General features: G+C 23.9%; 16 protein-coding genes. 15 read left to right on the forward strand and 1 reads right to left on the reverse strand.

What is annotated here, in order from left to right; all coding sequences use genetic code 11:
• Positions 1–35 precede the first annotated feature (35 nt).
• Positions 36–575, reverse strand: coding sequence for an inorganic diphosphatase (gene ppa, locus RA161_01775; protein WMY97256.1), 540 nt, complete (start codon positions 573–575; stop codon positions 36–38).
• Between the two features lie 277 nt (positions 576–852).
• Between ppa and rsmH the strand changes: the two genes are divergently transcribed.
• The 15 genes from rsmH to lpxC all read left to right on the forward strand — a co-directional run bounded on the left by rsmH (position 853) and on the right by lpxC (position 18,009).
• Entirely contained in the window at positions 853–1,806 is a 954-nt protein-coding gene (gene rsmH / locus RA161_01780) for a 16S rRNA (cytosine(1402)-N(4))-methyltransferase RsmH (protein ID WMY97718.1), read from the forward strand.
• 5 nt (positions 1,807–1,811) lie between these two features.
• On the forward strand, positions 1,812–2,129 hold the full coding sequence (gene ftsL / locus RA161_01785) for a cell division protein FtsL (protein WMY97257.1): 318 nt from the start codon (positions 1,812–1,814) through the stop codon (positions 2,127–2,129).
• 49 nt (positions 2,130–2,178) lie between these two features.
• On the forward strand, positions 2,179–3,849 hold the full coding sequence (gene ftsI, locus RA161_01790) for a peptidoglycan glycosyltransferase FtsI (GenBank protein WMY97258.1): 1,671 nt from the start codon (positions 2,179–2,181) through the stop codon (positions 3,847–3,849).
• Between the two features lie 23 nt (positions 3,850–3,872).
• On the forward strand, positions 3,873–5,360 hold the full coding sequence (murE, locus tag RA161_01795; GenBank protein ID WMY97259.1) for a UDP-N-acetylmuramoyl-L-alanyl-D-glutamate--2,6-diaminopimelate ligase: 1,488 nt from the start codon (positions 3,873–3,875) through the stop codon (positions 5,358–5,360).
• A complete protein-coding gene (murF, locus tag RA161_01800) occupies positions 5,357–6,745 on the forward strand; it encodes a UDP-N-acetylmuramoyl-tripeptide--D-alanyl-D-alanine ligase (GenBank protein WMY97260.1) in 1,389 nt (462 codons plus the stop codon). Before murE ends, murF begins: the two co-directional genes overlap by 4 nt.
• On the forward strand, positions 6,739–7,812 hold the full coding sequence (mraY, locus tag RA161_01805; GenBank protein WMY97261.1) for a phospho-N-acetylmuramoyl-pentapeptide-transferase: 1,074 nt from the start codon (positions 6,739–6,741) through the stop codon (positions 7,810–7,812). Before murF ends, mraY begins: the two co-directional genes overlap by 7 nt.
• Positions 7,813–7,814: 2 nt before the next feature.
• A complete protein-coding gene (murD, locus tag RA161_01810) occupies positions 7,815–9,116 on the forward strand; it encodes a UDP-N-acetylmuramoyl-L-alanine--D-glutamate ligase (protein WMY97262.1) in 1,302 nt (433 codons plus the stop codon).
• Between the two features lie 81 nt (positions 9,117–9,197).
• Positions 9,198–10,277: a cell division protein FtsW gene (gene ftsW / locus RA161_01815; GenBank protein ID WMY97719.1), complete on the forward strand. Its 1,080-nt coding sequence runs from the start codon at positions 9,198–9,200 to the stop codon at positions 10,275–10,277.
• Complete coding sequence (gene murG / locus RA161_01820) at positions 10,270–11,343, forward strand: undecaprenyldiphospho-muramoylpentapeptide beta-N-acetylglucosaminyltransferase (GenBank protein ID WMY97263.1); 1,074 nt, start codon at positions 10,270–10,272, stop codon at positions 11,341–11,343. Before ftsW ends, murG begins: the two co-directional genes overlap by 8 nt.
• Positions 11,344–12,822: a UDP-N-acetylmuramate--L-alanine ligase gene (gene murC / locus RA161_01825; GenBank protein ID WMY97264.1), complete on the forward strand. Its 1,479-nt coding sequence runs from the start codon at positions 11,344–11,346 to the stop codon at positions 12,820–12,822.
• Positions 12,815–13,732 (forward strand): D-alanine--D-alanine ligase, encoded by a 918-nt coding sequence (locus RA161_01830; protein ID WMY97265.1) that lies wholly within the window; start codon positions 12,815–12,817, stop codon positions 13,730–13,732. Before murC ends, RA161_01830 begins: the two co-directional genes overlap by 8 nt.
• A gap of 180 nt (positions 13,733–13,912) precedes the next feature.
• Positions 13,913–14,470 (forward strand): cell division protein FtsQ/DivIB, encoded by a 558-nt coding sequence (locus tag RA161_01835; GenBank protein WMY97266.1) that lies wholly within the window; start codon positions 13,913–13,915, stop codon positions 14,468–14,470.
• 64 nt (positions 14,471–14,534) lie between these two features.
• A complete protein-coding gene (gene ftsA, locus RA161_01840; protein WMY97267.1) occupies positions 14,535–15,791 on the forward strand; it encodes a cell division protein FtsA in 1,257 nt (418 codons plus the stop codon).
• A gap of 36 nt (positions 15,792–15,827) precedes the next feature.
• Positions 15,828–16,994, forward strand: coding sequence for a cell division protein FtsZ (ftsZ, locus tag RA161_01845; GenBank protein WMY97268.1), 1,167 nt, complete (start codon positions 15,828–15,830; stop codon positions 16,992–16,994).
• 97 nt (positions 16,995–17,091) lie between these two features.
• A complete protein-coding gene (gene lpxC, locus RA161_01850; protein ID WMY97269.1) occupies positions 17,092–18,009 on the forward strand; it encodes a UDP-3-O-acyl-N-acetylglucosamine deacetylase in 918 nt (305 codons plus the stop codon).
• Positions 18,010–18,060: the final 51 nt, after the last annotated feature.

Genomic DNA, 18,060 nt, shown 5'->3' on the forward strand with positions numbered 1-18,060 from the left:
ACTATATTATGCATCATAATATAGTATGCATAATTTTATATTGTTGATTTAGTTAATGCTCTTTCTACAGAAAGAGTAATTTCTTTTTTACTTATATTTACATCTTCCCAACCATCTATACTAACCCATTTTTTACTTTCTAATTGTTTATAATTCTGAAAAAAATGTTGAATCTGTTTTTTTAATAAAATAGGCAAATCACATATACTATATATGTGATCATATTCTTTTGTAATTTTAGAATGTGGTACTGCAATTAATTTTAAATCAATACCAGATTCATCAGTCATTTTTAATAAACCAATAGGACGACAACGAATTACTGTTTTAGATTGTAATGGATATGGTGTTGGAACTAATACATCCATTGGATCTCCATCCAATGCAAGTGTATTATTAATATACCCATAATTACATGGATAAAACATTGAAGTAGCAATAAATCTATCAACAAATAATACACCTAAATCTTTATTAATTTCATACTTTACTGGTAAAGAATAAGCGGGTATTTCTATAATAGCATATAAATCATCAGGAACTTTTTTTCCATTTGGAATATTTTTAATGTTCATATGAATTGTTTAAATTAAAAAAATTATATTTAAAAAATATAATGATATAAATTAATAAAAATAACAAGAATAAAGTTTATTTTTTAATATATGAAAATATATAATATTAAAATATTTCTATATATAAAAAAATTAATTTAATTAAATTATATATTATTTATATATACCTTATTAAATTTGACAAATTTTCAATAAATCATTAATTTTAAACTAATTTAAAATTTATTTTCACATATTTCACATTAAATTAAATTTTTTAAAAAAATAAAAATGGAATATAAATTTGAATAAAAAAAAATATAAAAGTGTATTATTAAATGAAGCCATTAATAGTTTAAATATCAAGAAATCAGGAATATACATTGATGCTACTTTTGGAACAGGAGGACATTCTAAATTGATTTTATCTCATTTAGGACCATATGGAAAGTTAATAGCAATTGATCGAGATCCAGAAGCAATTGAAATAGCTAAAAAAATAAAAGACAAAAGACTTATCATTCATAATCTTTGCTTTTCTAAATTATTCAAATTTATTAAATTTCAAAAATTAGAAGGTAAAATCAATGGAATATTATTAGATCTTGGTATGTCTTCAATACAATTAGATAATCCAAAAAGAGGGTTTTCATTCATGAAAGATGGACCATTAGATATGAGAATGAATCAACAAAAAGGAGAAACAGCAAAAAAATGGCTTACATATGCTAAAAAAAAAGATATAGAAAAAATTTTAAAAAAATATGGAGAAGAAAAATATGCGAAAAAAATAGCTAAAAATATATTTTATTACAATCAACTCAATAAAAATGATCCATTAAATAGTACTGTAAAATTAAAAGAATTAATCAATAAATGCATTTCTATAAAAAAAAGGAAAAAAAATCCAGCAACTAAAACCTTTCAAGCAATTCGAATTTATATTAATAATGAATTAGAAGAAATAAAAAAGTTTTTAAAAGATTCATTAAATATATTAGCAACTTATGGAAGATTATCTGTTATTAGTTTTCATTCTTTAGAAGATAAATTAATAAAATCATTTATTACAAACAATAGTAATATTTTATTGAACATTCCATCAAAATTACCTATTACTGAAAATGAAATAAGAAAAAAATTTCCAAAAAAAATGAAAAAACTTGGAAAAGTTAAAGCGACAAAAAATGAAATTTCTAAAAATCCTCGATCAAGAAGTGCAATTCTTCGTTTTGCAGAAAAAATAAAATAATCAATATGAAAAACCATAAATATAATTTGATTACTATTATAGGAATAGATATTATTCAAAATAATATTATTCATATTTTTCTTATTATACTAATTATTATTTTTTCATTTCTTAATATTAATTTACGTCATAAAATACGATTCTTAACAACATATAAAGAATTGCTTTTAAATAAACAAGAACAATTAGATGCTGAATGGCGTAATCTTCTATTAGAAGAAAATTCATTAAAAGAATATTCTAAAATAGAGAAAACTTCTATAGAAGTGTTAAAAATGATTTATATAGATCCTAATTCCACAAACAAAATTATTAATCAATAAAAATATTATCTTTAATACAACAAAAATATTGTTATTAACTACTAAAAATATGAAACAAAAAATAAAATATATTAAATTACGTTTTTTTTTATTATTTACTAGTGTTGGATTAATACTAATTATTTTAATTTTTAGAATTACTTATTTACAAATTATTAATACAAAAGATTTAACAAAACAAGGAAATATGCGTTCAATCAGAACCTTAGTCATTAATAATCTAAGAGGTATGATCTATGATAGGAATGGAAAAAAATTAGCAATTAGTATTCCAGTATATGCTATATGTGCTGATCCAAAAAAAATTATTTTTAATAATATGGAAATAAAAGAAAAAAAATGGAAAGAATTATCTGAAATAATAAATATTCCTGTTTCATCGATCAAAAAAAAAATACAAATTAATTCTAAAAATCGTTTTATTTATTTAGCACGTCAAATTCACTATTCAAATATAGAATATATTTTAAAATTAAAAATAAATGGAATTTTCTTAAAAAAAGAAACAAAACGTTACTATCCATTAGGGAAAATTACTGCACATTTAATTGGTATTACTGATATTGATGGAAATGGAATAGAAGGTATAGAAAAAAGTTTTGATCAAAAACTGTCTGGAAAACCAGGGAAAAAAATTATTCGAACAAATAAACAAGGACATATTATTGAAAATTTATTTATTCAAAACGATAAAAAACCAGATGATTTAACTTTAAGTATAGATAGCAAAATACAATCGTTAACTTATTATGAATTAGAAAATGCTGTTAAAAAAAATAAAGCTGAATCCGGAACAGCTATAGTCGTAGATATAAAAACTGGAGAAATATTAGCAATGGTAAATAGTCCTTCTTATAATCCAAATAATTTTATTCATACTGCTAACCAAATAATAAGAAATAGAGCTATTACTGATTTATTTGAACCAGGATCAACAATTAAACCAATAGTAATGATTGGAGCGTTATACAATGGAATGATTAAAGATAATAGTATAATAGATACTAATCCATATTTTATTAATAAATATAAAATTAAAGACGTAAAATTATATCATTCATTATCAGTTACAGAAATTTTAAAAAAATCTAGCAATGTAGGAATTTCAAAAATAGCTTTAAAATTATCTGATAAAGAATTAATTGATACTTATTCACAATTTGGATTAGGAAAATCAACTAATTTAGGACTAATTGGAGAACAAAATGGAATATTACCTAAAAATAAAAAACTTTCTAAAATTCAAAAAGCAACTTTTTCATTTGGTTATGGATTTATGGTAACTCCTTTACAATTAATAAAAGCTTACACAATCATAGGAAATCTTGGAATATATATACCTTTATCTATTTTAAAAGTTGAACATCCAATAATAGAAAAAAAAATATATTCAGAATCTATCATTCGTACAATTATTAAAATGTTAGAAAGTGTTTCATTACCAGGCGGAGCAGGAGTAAAAGCATCTATCCAAGGATATAGAATTGCTATCAAAACAGGAACAGTAAAAATTGTTAATAAACAAGGGAAATATATTAATGAATATGTTGCATATACTGTTGGAATAGCACCAGCAAGTAATCCAAAATACGCTTTAATTGTATTAATCAATAAACCAAAAACAGGCAAATATTATGGAGGGATAGTTTCTGCACCAATATTTAAAAACATTATGAAAAGTATATTACATTTAATGCAAATTAAACCAGATCAAAAATAACTATTTAAAAAACTAAATAAAATATGTATCATATCAATTTGAAAAAAATATTAAAATCTATTGGAATTGATGCACCAAATTTATTTTTTAGAAAAATTATTTCTAACAGTAAAAAAATACAATCCGGTGACCTATTCATTGCAGTTAAAGGAATAGAAGAAGATGGAAGAAAATATATCAATCAAGCTATTCAAAATGGTTCGAAAATAATTTTATCGGAATGCTTTAAAAAAAAACAACACGGTATTATTGAATACGTTAATAATACACCAATTATATATATAAAAAAATTAAAAAATCATCTATCTTTTTTATCTGGAAAAATTTATCAAAATCCATCATCAAAATTAAAACTAATTGGAATTACAGGAACAAATGGAAAAACTAGTACAAGCCATTTTATAGCACAGTTAGTCCAAAAAATTGGAGAAATTTCTGCTGTAATGGGTAGCATTGGTAATGGAATTTTAAACGATATCAAACCAAGTATTAATACAACTAGTTCTGCTATTAAAATACAATATGAATTACAAAAATTTGTAAAAAAAAAAGTTTCTTTAGTAGCAATTGAAGTTTCATCTCATGGATTAGTACAAAAACGTGTTGCAGCATTGAATTTTGAAGCTATAGTCTTTACCAATCTTACTAACGAACATTTAGAATATCACCAAACAATGCAAAATTATGAAAATGCAAAATGGCTTTTATTTTCTCAACATAAATCTAATTATCAAATTATTAACGTAGATGATAAAACTGGAATTAAATGGATATCATATTTTCCAAAAGCTTGTCTTATCTCTCTAAATAATTGCATACCAAAAAAATGGAATGGATTTAAAATTACTGTTAAAAAAATACAATATTTTAAATTTGGTACATTAATTGATTTCAAATCAAGTTGGGGTCAAGCAAAAATTCAAACTTGTTTAATAGGAAAATTTCAAATTAGTAATCTCATGTTAGCTATAGGAACTTTATTAACATTAAAATATCCATTTGAAATAATAAAAAAATGTTGCAAATTTATCAAGCCTATATCTGGAAGAATGGAACTTTTTTATTCTAAAGAAAACCCAACAATAATTGTAGATTATGCTCACAATCCAATAGCATTAAAAAATGCATTAATTACTTCTCGTTTATATTGTGAAGGAAAATTATGGTGCATATTTGGATGTGGTGGAGAAAGAGATAAAAAAAAACGTATGATAATGGGTAATATTGCAGAAATATATTCTGATATTGTGATATTAACTAATGATAATCCAAGAAATGAAGACCCACAAATTATTATTAATGATATTTTAAAAGGATTTTTTTATAAACATCGAGTTATTTTAATCTTTGATAGACTAAAAGCGATTATTTATTCTATTAAATATGCTAAAAAAAATGATGTTATTTTAATAGCAGGAAAGGGAGATGAAAATTATCAAATAGTAAATAATAATAAATTATTACATTCAGATAGAGAAATAGTTAATAATATATTAAGGAGTAATACATGATTCCTATTTCAATAATTCAATTAACTAATATAACAAACGGAATACTTTATGAAAGTAATAAAAAAACAGAAAAAGATCTCTTTATTGAAAATATTAGTATAGATAGTAGAAAAAAACAAAAAAACAGCCTATTTATTGCTTTAAAAGGAAATAAATATGACTCACATTTCTTTGTCAAAGATGCTATTAAATCTGGTGCAATTATACTATTACTAAATCAAAAAATAAATGTAAAATTTCCACAAATTATTGTAAAAGATACCCGATTAGCAATGGGAAAAATTGCAAATTGGATAAGAAAAAAATGTAATGCTAAAATTATTGGAATTACTGGATCTGCTGGAAAAACTTCTGTTAAAGAAATTACTGCATCAATTTTATCTCAATCTAACTCAACATTATATACTTACAAAAATAATAATAATAATATAGGAGTTGCACTAACTCTATTTCAATTAAGTACCAAAAACAAATATGTTGTAATTGAAGTAGGAAGTAATACATTTGGAGAAATTGAATATATATCAAAAATAATAAATCCTGATTCTATATTAATTAATAATATATTTCATGCACATTTAGATAAATTTAAATCAATTAAAGGAGTATCTAAAGAAAAAGGAGAAATTCTATCTTATTTATCTAAAAAAGGAACTGGCATTTTTAACTTAGACAGTCATGATTTAAAAAATTGGAAATCAAAATTTACTGATAAACAAAATATATTTTATTTTTCTTTATTTAAAAAAAAAAATTGTCATTTTTATGCAAAAAATATAAAAACAAATATCAACAATGTTCAATTTGATATGCATACACCTATAGGAATACTAGATAAAGTATTATTAAATATTCCTGGAATACATAATGTTTCTAATGTATTAGCAGCAACTGCAATATCAATATCAGTAGGAGCTAATTTAAACCATATTTACAATGGAATATTAAATTCCAAACCAATTAAAGGACGATTATATCCTATAATATTAAAAAAAAATAAATTTGTTTTTGATGATACCTATAATTCAAATATAGGTTCAATGATTTCTGCAATTAATTTTTTATCATCTCAATTAAATATGTACAAAGTATTAGTTATTGGAGATACATACGAATTAGGGAAAAAAAGCATTATCTTTCATAAAATAATAGCTAATTATGTAATTAAATCAAATTTAGATGAGGTCTTTATTATAGGTGATAAATATAAAATTGTTAATAACAAAATTATTTTTGGAAAATTTTTTAAATCAAAAAATCAAATAATTAAACAATTAATTCAAATAATTAATAAAAAAGAAAAAATATCAATATTAATTAAAGGATCTAGAAAAATGAGAATGGAAAAAATAGTAAAGAAAATTAAGGAGCATTTTTTGTGCTAATAATTATTACAAATTTCTTTTTAAATCTTAACTGGATAACACATCTAAATTTGCGTTTTTTTGGAAGTTTATTTACATCTTTTTTTATTTTACTAATATTTGGACCATTTTTAATTAATTATCTTAAAAAAAAAAAAGTTCATCAAATAATTAGGAAAGAAGGACCAAATCTTCATAAAAAGAAGAAAAACGTACCCACAATGGGTGGAATATTAATAATATTTTCTATTACTATTTCTGTTTTATTATGGAGTAATTTACAAAATATACAAGTATGGTATGTATTAATTACATTACTAATGTACAGCATAATCGGTTTTATTGATGATTATAAAAAAATTAAAAATCAGAACTCAACAGGATTAAGATCCTGTTGGAAATATTTTTTTCAATCTATTTCTGCACTACTAATTGGTTTTTTTTTATGTGTTAATAATGAAAATTATTTATCTATAAAATTAATACTACCACTTTTAAATCCAATTATAATAAAATTAAATTTTGTTACTTATATAATTTTAATTTATTTTATTTTAGTTGGTACAAGCAATGGAGTAAATTTAACAGATGGATTAGATGGATTAGCGATCATGCCTGTAATATTAATTTCATTTGGATCGACAATAATGCTATTTATTATTGGTAATATAAATATTGCTAATTATTTTAACGTAATTTATTTAAAATATGCTAATGAATTAAATATTATTTATGCATCTATAATAGGTTCAGGATTAGGTTTTTTATGGTTTAATACTTATCCTTCTCAAATTATTATGGGAGATACTGGATCGTTAGGATTAGGAGGAATATTAGGAATATTAGCTATATTAACACATCAAGAATTTTTTTTCTTTATTATGAGCGGAGTTTTTATAATAGAAACAATATCTGTAATACTGCAAATGATATCATTTAAATTATATAAAAAAAGAATTTTTTATATGGCTCCAATTCATCATCACTATGAATTAAAAGGATATTCTGAACCAAAAATTGTTATAAGAATTTGGATAATTTCTATTATTTTTTTATTAATTAGTTTAATAATTTTTATAGGATTTTAAAAATGAATTATAATGGTAAAAAAATTGTTATTATAGGTTTAGGAATTACTGGATTATCCTGTATAGACTTTTTTTTATCTTACAAAACTGATATATATGTAATAGAGATTAAATCAACATTAAAAAACAAAAATATTCTAAAAAATATTAAATATCATTTTGGATCAATAAAAAGAAAATGGATTATGAATGCTGATTTAATTGTCATTAATCCTGGTATTTCATTAAAAATACCAGGATTAAAAGAAGCAATAAAAAAAGGAATCAAAATAGTCAGTGATATAGAAATTTTTTCTTATGAAGTTAATAAACCAATTATTTCTATTACAGGTTCAAATGGAAAAAGTACAGTTGCTACATTAGTGTATTATATACTAAAAAAAAATGGATGGAATGTTGCTATAGGTGGAAATATTGGCATTCCTGTTTTAAGTTTATTAAAAAAAAAATATGATTTATATATTTTAGAACTTTCTAGTTTTCAACTAGAAACTACTTTTTCATTGAAATCAAATATTTCAACTATATTAAATATCACTGAAGATCATTTGGATCGTTATCCAAAAGGTTTTTCAGAATATTGTTCGAAAAAATTGAAAATATATGATAATGCACTTACTTGTATTATTAATGAACAAGATAAAAATACATGGCCTTTATTAAAAGAAAAAAAAGATTGTATAAGTTTTGGAATAAATTCTGGTAACTATCAATTAAATACAACTAAAAAAACATTAGAATCCAATGGAAAAAAATTAATTGATATTAATCAAATTCATTTAACAGGAGAACATAATTATTTAAATATTTTAGCAGCAATTGCAATAACTAAAAAAATAGGAATACCTTATAAAAATATTTTAAATAATATAATCAAATATACTCCACTACCATATAGAATGGAATGCATACACAAATATAAAGGTATCAAATGGATTAACGATTCAAAATCTACTAATTTAGGTAGTACTATAGCAGCATTAAAAGCAACAAAAACAAAAAAAAATATACATTTAATTATGGGCGGAATTTTAAAATCAAAAAACATTGAAATTTTATATAATTACATAAAATATAGTAATATCAAATTATATTGTTTTGGAAAAGATGGACATCTTTTATTAAAATTAAAAAAAAATAGTATTTTAAAAAATACAATCCAAGAACTCATACAACATATCTCTCCTCTTTTAAAAAAAGGAGACATTGTACTATTTTCACCAGGATGTTCTAGCTTTGATCAATTTAATAATTTTGAACATAGAGGAAAAACATTTACCAAATTAGTTAAAAAGAATGATTAAATTTAAAAAAAATTATAAAAAAAAAAAATAAATATTATTTTATATGACCGAAATTTACTTTGGAGTGTTATTTTCCTTTCAATTGTAGGTTTCATTATGGTAACATCTGCGTCTATTTCTATAGGACAAAAATTAACAGAAGATCCATATTTTTTTGCAAAAAAAAATTTAATCTATTTAATTATATCTTCTTTATTATTTATATTTATTTTAACTATTCCAATCAAATGGTGGGAAAAAAATAGCATTACATTATTAATATTTAATTGTTCCTTACTAATAATTGTACTCTTTTTTGGAGAAAATATAAATGGCTCATCAAGATGGATACATATTGGAATAATTAGTTTACAACCGTCTGAAATTACAAAATTAACTTCATTTATTTATATTAGTGGATATATTGTTAGAAAATATGAAGAAGTAAAAAATCAATTTTTTGGATTTATAAAACCTATATTCATTTTAATAGTAATAAGCATATTATTATTAATACAACCAGATTTTGGAACAATTATAATATTATTAGTTACTATTTTATCACTGCTATTTTTAGCTGGAGCTAAATTAATTATATTTGTAATCAGTATTACAAGTTTTGTTTTTACTATTTTCATACTAATTACCATCCAACCATACCGTTTGGAACGTATAATGAGTTTCTTAAATCCGTGGGAAGATCCATTTAATACTGGATATCAACTAACACAATCACTAATGGCATTTGGTAGAGGTTTTTTATTTGGAGAAGGATTAGGAAATTCAATTCAAAAATTAGAATATTTACCTGAGGCACATACAGATTTTATTTTTTCTATTTTAGCAGAAGAATTAGGATATTTTGGTGTCATTACAGTACTTTTACTGTTATTTTATATTATTTTTAAAAGTATAAAAATAGGGAAAAAATCTTTGGATAACAAGGAATATTTCTCAGGATATTTAGCATGTGCTATCGGTATTTGGTTAACAGTACAAGCACTAATTAACATTGGTTCTGCATCTGGATTATTACCTACTAAAGGGTTAACTTTACCGTTAATTAGCTATGGAGGATCTAGTTTATTAATCATAATTATGTCAATTGCAATATTAATAAGAATCGATTTTGAAATTCGTACTAATTTAAATCAAGCAATTTTAATAAAAAATAATGAATAATATTAAAAAATTAATGATTATAGGTGGTGGAACTGGAGGACATATATTACCTGGAATTGAAATAGCAAAATATCTAAAAAATAAAGGATGGAAAATTTATTGGATAGGAACTACAAGAAAAATGGAATATCTTTTAATTCCAAAAGAAAAAATTAAATTTAAATCTATTGAAATATCAGGATTACGTGGAAAAGGAATAAAAAATTTTTTTTGTAATTTTATAAAAATATTCGAAGCAATTTTAAAATCTAAAAAAATAATAAATAAATATCAACCTGATATAATTTTATCAATGGGAGGATATATTTCTGGACCAGGTTCTATTGCAGGATGGATTTCTAATATCCCTATCATTTTACATGAGCAAAATACAATTGCTGGATTAACAAATCGTTTTTTATCTCTTTTTGCAAAATTAGTTTTACAAGCTTTTCCTAATACTTTCAAAGATGCTCAAACAGTTGGAAATCCTATTAGTAAAAAAATATTAAATATAGAAGTACCTCAAAAAAGATTTAAACATAGAAACAAAATAATACGTATTTTAATATTAGGAGGAAGTCAAGGCTCTCAGACAATAAATAGAATAATACCAAAAATTGCATCAGAATTAGACAAAAAAATATTAATTTTACACCAAACTGGAAAAGGATTAAAAAAAGAAACAAAAAAAATATACGATCAATTAAATAATAAATTAAAAAATTATAAATTAATAGAATTTATAAAAAATATTTCTCAAGCATATAATTGGGCAGATGTTGTCATATCTAGATCTGGAGCACTAACAGTTACAGAAATTGCAACTATTGGATTACCAGCTATCTTTATTCCATTTGAACATAAAGATCAACAACAATATAAAAACGCATTAATACTAAAAAAAATTGGTTCTGCAATAATTATTAAAGAAAAAAATCTTACACCTCAAAAAATAATAAAAATATTAAAAAGTTGGAATAGAGAAGATCTTCTAAAAATGGCTAAAAGAAGTAAAAATATTGCTATTAGAAATAGCACTGAAAAAATATCATCTATATTAATAGATATAGTAAAAAATAAATAAATGAATTACAAAAAACAAAATCTTAATATATTAAACTTTACAACAAATCAATCCCAACCTATACACCTTATTGGAATAGGAGGTATGGGAATGGGAGGATTAGCAGAAATTTTATTTAAAAAGGGTTTTTATATCACAGGTTCTGATATAAAAAAAAATAAAGTTACTAAACGATTAAAAAAAAATGGAATTAAAATATATTCCTATCATCATCCAAAAAATGTTATTAACGCATGTTCACTAATTATTTCTACAGCAATATCTTCAAACAATATAGAAATAATAACTGCAAAAAAAATAGGCATTCCAATTTTTAAACGTTCTGAAATATTAGCAGAATTAACAAAATGTTATTATAGCATAGCTGTTTCAGGAACACACGGAAAAACAACAACTACATCTATTATAAATGATATATATCAAATGGCAGGATTAAATCCTACATTTATTAATGGAGGAATTACAAAAAAAGATGCATTACAAGCACTATTAGGAAAAAGTCATTATTTAATAATAGAAGCAGATGAGAGTGATGCATCTTTTTTATTATTAAAACCATATGTAATAGTTATTACTAATATAGAATATGAACATATGGAAACATATTTAGGCGATATAGAAATACTAAAAAAATCTTATATTACTTTTTTAAATAATCTTCCTTATGATGGAAAAGCTATTTTGTGTATTGATGATCCTATTATCAAATCTATTATTCCTAGAATAAAAAAAAAAATTATTACATATGGATTTAGTAAATCTGCAAATATACAAATTATTACATACAAGCAAATTATAAATAAAAGTTTTTTTAAACTATCAATAAATAGAGGAGAAAAAATAAAGTTTTCATTAAACATACCTGGTAAACATAATATATTAAATGCCACTGCTGCCATAACAACAGCAATAACAGAAAAAATTTCTTATCGAACTATTATTGATTCCATTAATTTATTTCAGGGTATAGAAAGAAGATTTGATATCTTAGGAAATTTTTATATAAATAAACAAACAGATAAAAATGAAAGTATTATACTCATTGACGATTATGGACATCATCCTACAGAATTAGAAGCAACTATTAAGACTGCTAGAATAGGATGGCCAAAAAAAAGAATTATCATGTTATTTCAACCACATAGATACAGTAGAACTAAAGATTTATATTTAAGTTTTGTTAATGTATTGCAAAAAGTAGATATTTTATTAATGTTAAATATTTATTCTGCTGGAGAAAAACCAATTTTAGGAATAAATAGTGAAAATTTATGTAAAGAAATTCAAAGAAAAGGTAAAATAAATCCGATATTCGTAAAAAATAATAAAGAAATCTTTCAAAGATTAAGAAAAATTATTAAAAAAAATGATTTAATAATAATACAAGGTGCAGGTAATATAGAAAATATTGCAAAATATTTAAAAAAAACAAAGTTAAAATCAATAATACAAAATAGAGGAAAAATACTTTATGATTGATAAAGTTGCTGTACTGTTAGGAGGTAATTCTTCAGAAAAAGAAATTTCTTTAAAATCTGGTTATTCTATTTTAAACGGATTAAAAAAAGCTAAAATTAATGCATATCCTATAGATATTAAATTATTTCCTTTGATAAAAATTAAAGAATTTAATTATACAAGAGTTTTTATAGCTTTACATGGTAAAGGTGGAGAAGATGGTATAATTCAAGGAGTATTAGAAATGTTAAAACTACCATATACAGGTAGTAAGGTTCTTGCTTCAGCACTGGCAATGGACAAATTAAGAAGTAAACAATTATGGTCAGGTATTAATTTACCAGTAGCACCTTATGTTTTTTTAAAAAAAAAAAAAATAAAAAAAATAACAGATAAAGAACTTTTTCAATTTGTTCAACATTTAGGTATGCCATTAATTATAAAACCAACACTAGAAGGATCAAGTATTGGAATTTCTAAAATTAATACTATTTTAAAATTAAAAAATGCAATCAATACAGCCTTTAAATACGATGAAACAATTCTTATTGAAAAATGTTTAAATGGTCCAGAATATACTGTTGGAATAATAGGAGATAAAATATTACCTGCAATTCGAATTCAAACAAAAAAAAATTTTTTTGATTATTATGCAAAATATCAATCTCTTGAAACAAAATATTTTTGTCCAAGTGGATTAAGTAAAATAAAAGAATTAAAATTAAAAAAAATAGCATACGACGCTTATCAATCTATTGGATGTTCTGGATGGGGAAGAGTTGATTTAATGGAAAATAACAATAATTTCTTTTTACTAGAAGTAAATACATCACCTGGAATGACAAAAAAAAGCTTAATTCCTATTGCAGCACAAACGATAGGCATTAGTTTCTCAAAATTAGTAAAGAAAATTTTAGAATTAGCAGAATAATATATTACAAAAATAATTAAAATGTTTATAAAAAAAAATAAATATAAAAATTATGTTTTTAATAAAAAAAAAATATTTAAAATATTTTTTTTTATAAAAATTTTAATTATTTTTATGATTATTTATATTTTCTTTTTTTTGATAAAAAATATTAACCTATCCATTAAAAATATAAAAATTATGGGTCAAAGACAATATACAAACGATATAGAAATAAAAAAAATTATATTAAATAATAATATAAATTTTTTCAATATAAACACTAAAAACATAATTTATAAAATCAAAGAAATTCCATGGATTCAAAATGTTAAAATTTATAAAAAATGGCCAAATATAATAAATATTTACCTCACTGAATATGAACCTTATGTAAAATGGAATAATCACTTTTTTCTTAATATAGAAGGACACATTTTTACTTTATCAAACAAAATAAAAAACGAATTTCCAATATTATATGGACCTAATAATAGTCATAATGAAGTATTAAAAATGTATAAATTTATGATTCAAAAATTAAAAATATATAATTTAGATATTAAAATATTAAAAATGACAAATCGAGGTAGTTGGATTGTCAAATTAACCAATAATATAGAATTAAACATTGGAACAAAAAATATTAAAGAACGTTTTGATAAATTTATTTCTCTATATCCAATATTGACAAATAATATTAAAAAAAATATTAGATATATAGATCTTCGCTATAAAAATGGGATAGCTATAAGTTAAAAAATAACTTCTACATATTTAATAATTTCGAAATATTTATCAAATATATACAGAGATATTGATGATGATCAAAACAATAGATAAAAAATTATTAGTTGGTCTTGAAATTGGTACTTCAAAAGTATCTGTACTTGTAGGAGAAATTTTACCAGATGGTATTATTAATATAATTGGTGTAGGTAATACACCATCTAAAGGAATGGATAAGGGGGGTGTAAACGATCTAGAATCTGTTGTTCAATGTGTACAACGTTCTATTAATCAAGCAGAATTAATGGCTGATTGTCAAATTACATCAGTATATTTAGCACTATCTGGAAAACATATTAGATGTCAAAACGAAATTGGCATGGTTCCAATTTCAGAAGAAGAAGTCACTCAAGATGATGTTGACAATGTTGTTCATACAGCAAAATCTGTAAAAGTACGTGATGAACATAGAATACTTCATGTAATTCCACAAGAATATAAAATTGATTACCAAGAAGGAATCAAAAATCCAATAGGTCTTTCTGGTGTTCGTATGCAAGCTAAAGTACATTTAATTACTTGTCATAATGACATGGCTAAAAATATAATGAAAGCTGTAGAAAGATGTGGATTAAAAGTAAAACAATTAATATTTTCTGGATTAGCTTCCAGTTATTCTGTACTTACTGAAGATGAACAAGAATTGGGAGTATGCGTCATAGATATTGGTGGAGGAACAATGGATATGGCAATTTATACCGGAGGAGCATTAAGACATACTAAAGTTATTCCTTATGCAGGCAATGTTGTTACAAGTGATATTTCTTATGCATTTGGAACCCCACCAAATGATGCAGAAATTATTAAAATAAAATATGGTTGTACATTAAATGCTGTAATTAATAAAGAAAAAAATGTAGAAGTACCAAGTGTAGGAGGTAGACCTCCTAGACATTTACAACGTCAAACATTAGCCGAAGTAATAGAACCACGTTATACAGAATTATTAAATTTAGTTAATGAAGAAATTATCAAATTACAAAATAAATTGCGTCAACATGGAATTAAACATCATCTAGCTGCAGGTATAGTACTAACTGGAGGTGGTGCACAAATGGATGGATTAGTTGAATGTGCACAAAAAGTTTTTAATACTCAAGTACGAATTGGAAAACCATTAAATATTACTGGTTTAACTGATCATGCGAAAAAACTTTATTATTCAACAACAGTTGGTCTTTTACATTATGGAAAACAAAATCATTTTGAAGATGAAAAACAAAAAAATAAAAGTATATTAATAAGTGATTGGTTAAACAAATTTACTAGTTGGATAAAAAAAGAATTTTAAAATTAAAAAAAATCTGTACTTAAAGAGGAAAAGATTATGTTTGAACCAGTAGAATTATCTAATGACGCAATAATTAAAGTAATTGGTGTAGGAGGAGGAGGAGGAAATGCAGTTGCACACATGGTACGAAAACATATTGAAGGAGTAGATTTTTTTGCAATTAATACAGATGCACAAGCATTACGAAAAATTGCAGTAGAACAAACGATTCAAATAGGAAGCGGGATTACTAAAGGATTAGGAGCTGGAGCAAATCCAGAAATAGGGAGAAATGCTGCAGAAGAAGATCGAGAAGCATTACATAATGCATTAGATGGTGCAGATATGGTTTTTATCGCTGCAGGAATGGGTGGAGGAACAGGAACAGGCGCGGCACCTGTTGTTGCAGAAATTGCTAAAGAATTAGGTATTCTGACTGTAGCAGTAGTTACAAAACCTTTTCATTTTGAAGGAAAAAAACGTTTAGCTTTTGCAGAATCAGGAATTGTAGAATTATCTAAATTTGTTGATTCACTAATTACTATTCCAAATGACAAACTATTGAAAGTACTTGGAAGAGGAATTTCTTTATTAGATGCATTCAGTTCAGCAAATGATGTATTAAAAGGTGCAGTACAAGGTATTGCAGAACTTATTACACGTCCTGGTTTAATGAATGTTGATTTTGCTGATGTTCGAACTGTAATGTCTGAAATGGGATATGCAATGATGGGTTCTGGAGTTGCTAATGCAGAAGATCGAGCAGAAGAAGCAGCAGAAATAGCTATTTCTAGTCCTCTATTAGAGGATATTAATTTATCTGGAGCTAGAGGTGTATTAGTTAATATTACTGCAGGATTCGATTTAAAACTAGACGAATTTGAAACAGTTGGAAATACAATCCGTGCATTTGCATCAGATAATGCAACAGTCGTAATTGGAACTTCATTAGATCCAGAAATGAATGATGAATTACGTGTTACTGTTGTAGCAACTGGAATAGGAATGGAAAAAAATCAAGAAATAACATTAATCAATAATCAAAAAACAGTATCTTCAATCAAACAATTATATAATTCAAATAATCAAACTTCCATTTCTAATATAACACCATTAATGGAAAAACAAATAATATCTAAAATAAATAGAGAAAAAGAAATAAGATCTAAAAAAGATCTAGATTACTTAGATATTCCTGCTTTTTTAAGAAAGCAAGCTGATTAAATTTTTAATTAAAATTTTATTTTTTATGTTATAATATTGTCTTGTTATCCTTTTCAAAGGATGACAAGACGTATAGTAAATATTTGAGTACTTAATAATGATTAGACAAAGGACACTTAAACGCATTGTTAAAGTCACCGGAATGGGACTACACATCGGTAAAAAAGTTACTTTAACACTAAGTCCAGCACTATCAAATACAGGAATTATTTATAGAAGAATAGACTTAAATCCTCCCGTTGATTTTTTAGCAAATGCAAAATCAGTACGTGATACCATGTTATGCACCTGCCTGGTCAATCATAACAATGTACGTATATCAACAATAGAACATTTAAATGCTGCTTTAGCTGGATTAGGAATTGATAATGTTATTATTGAAGTCGATGCTCCAGAAATTCCTATTATGGATGGCAGCGCAGCTCCATTTGTTTTTTTACTATTAGATGCAGGCATTGAAGAATTAAATAGTATGAAAAAATTTATTCGAATTAAAAAATGTGTACGTGTATTCGATGGGGATAAATGGGCAGAACTAGCTCCATATAATGGTTTTAGTTTAGATTTTACTATTAATTTCAATCATCCTGTAATTGATAGAAGTCGTCAACGTTATAAATTAGATTTTTCTGAAAAATCTTTTGTTCGAGACTTAAGTCGTGCACGTACTTTTGGTTTCAAGAATAATATTGAATATTTACAATCCAAAGGCTTATGTTTAGGAGGTAGTTTCGACTGTGCAATTATAGTTGATGATTATCACATCTTAAATAAAGATGGATTAAGATTCGAAGATGAATTCGTACGACATAAAACGTTAGATGCTTTAGGTGATTTATTTATTTGTGGATATAATATTATTGGTGCCTTTACTGCATATAAATCAGGACATGCATTAAATAATAAATTATTACAAACTACTTTAGAAATGAAGTCGGCATGGGATATGGTCACATTCAATGATGAATCAGAAATTCCTTTGTCATTTAAATCTCCTTTAAGATTAATGATTTAATTGATAAAAAATATTTGTTTAAAACAAATATTTTTTATCAATGAACTTAAT

The organism is Arsenophonus sp. (assembly GCA_031446085.1).
Classification (GTDB): Bacteria; Pseudomonadota; Gammaproteobacteria; order Enterobacterales; family Enterobacteriaceae.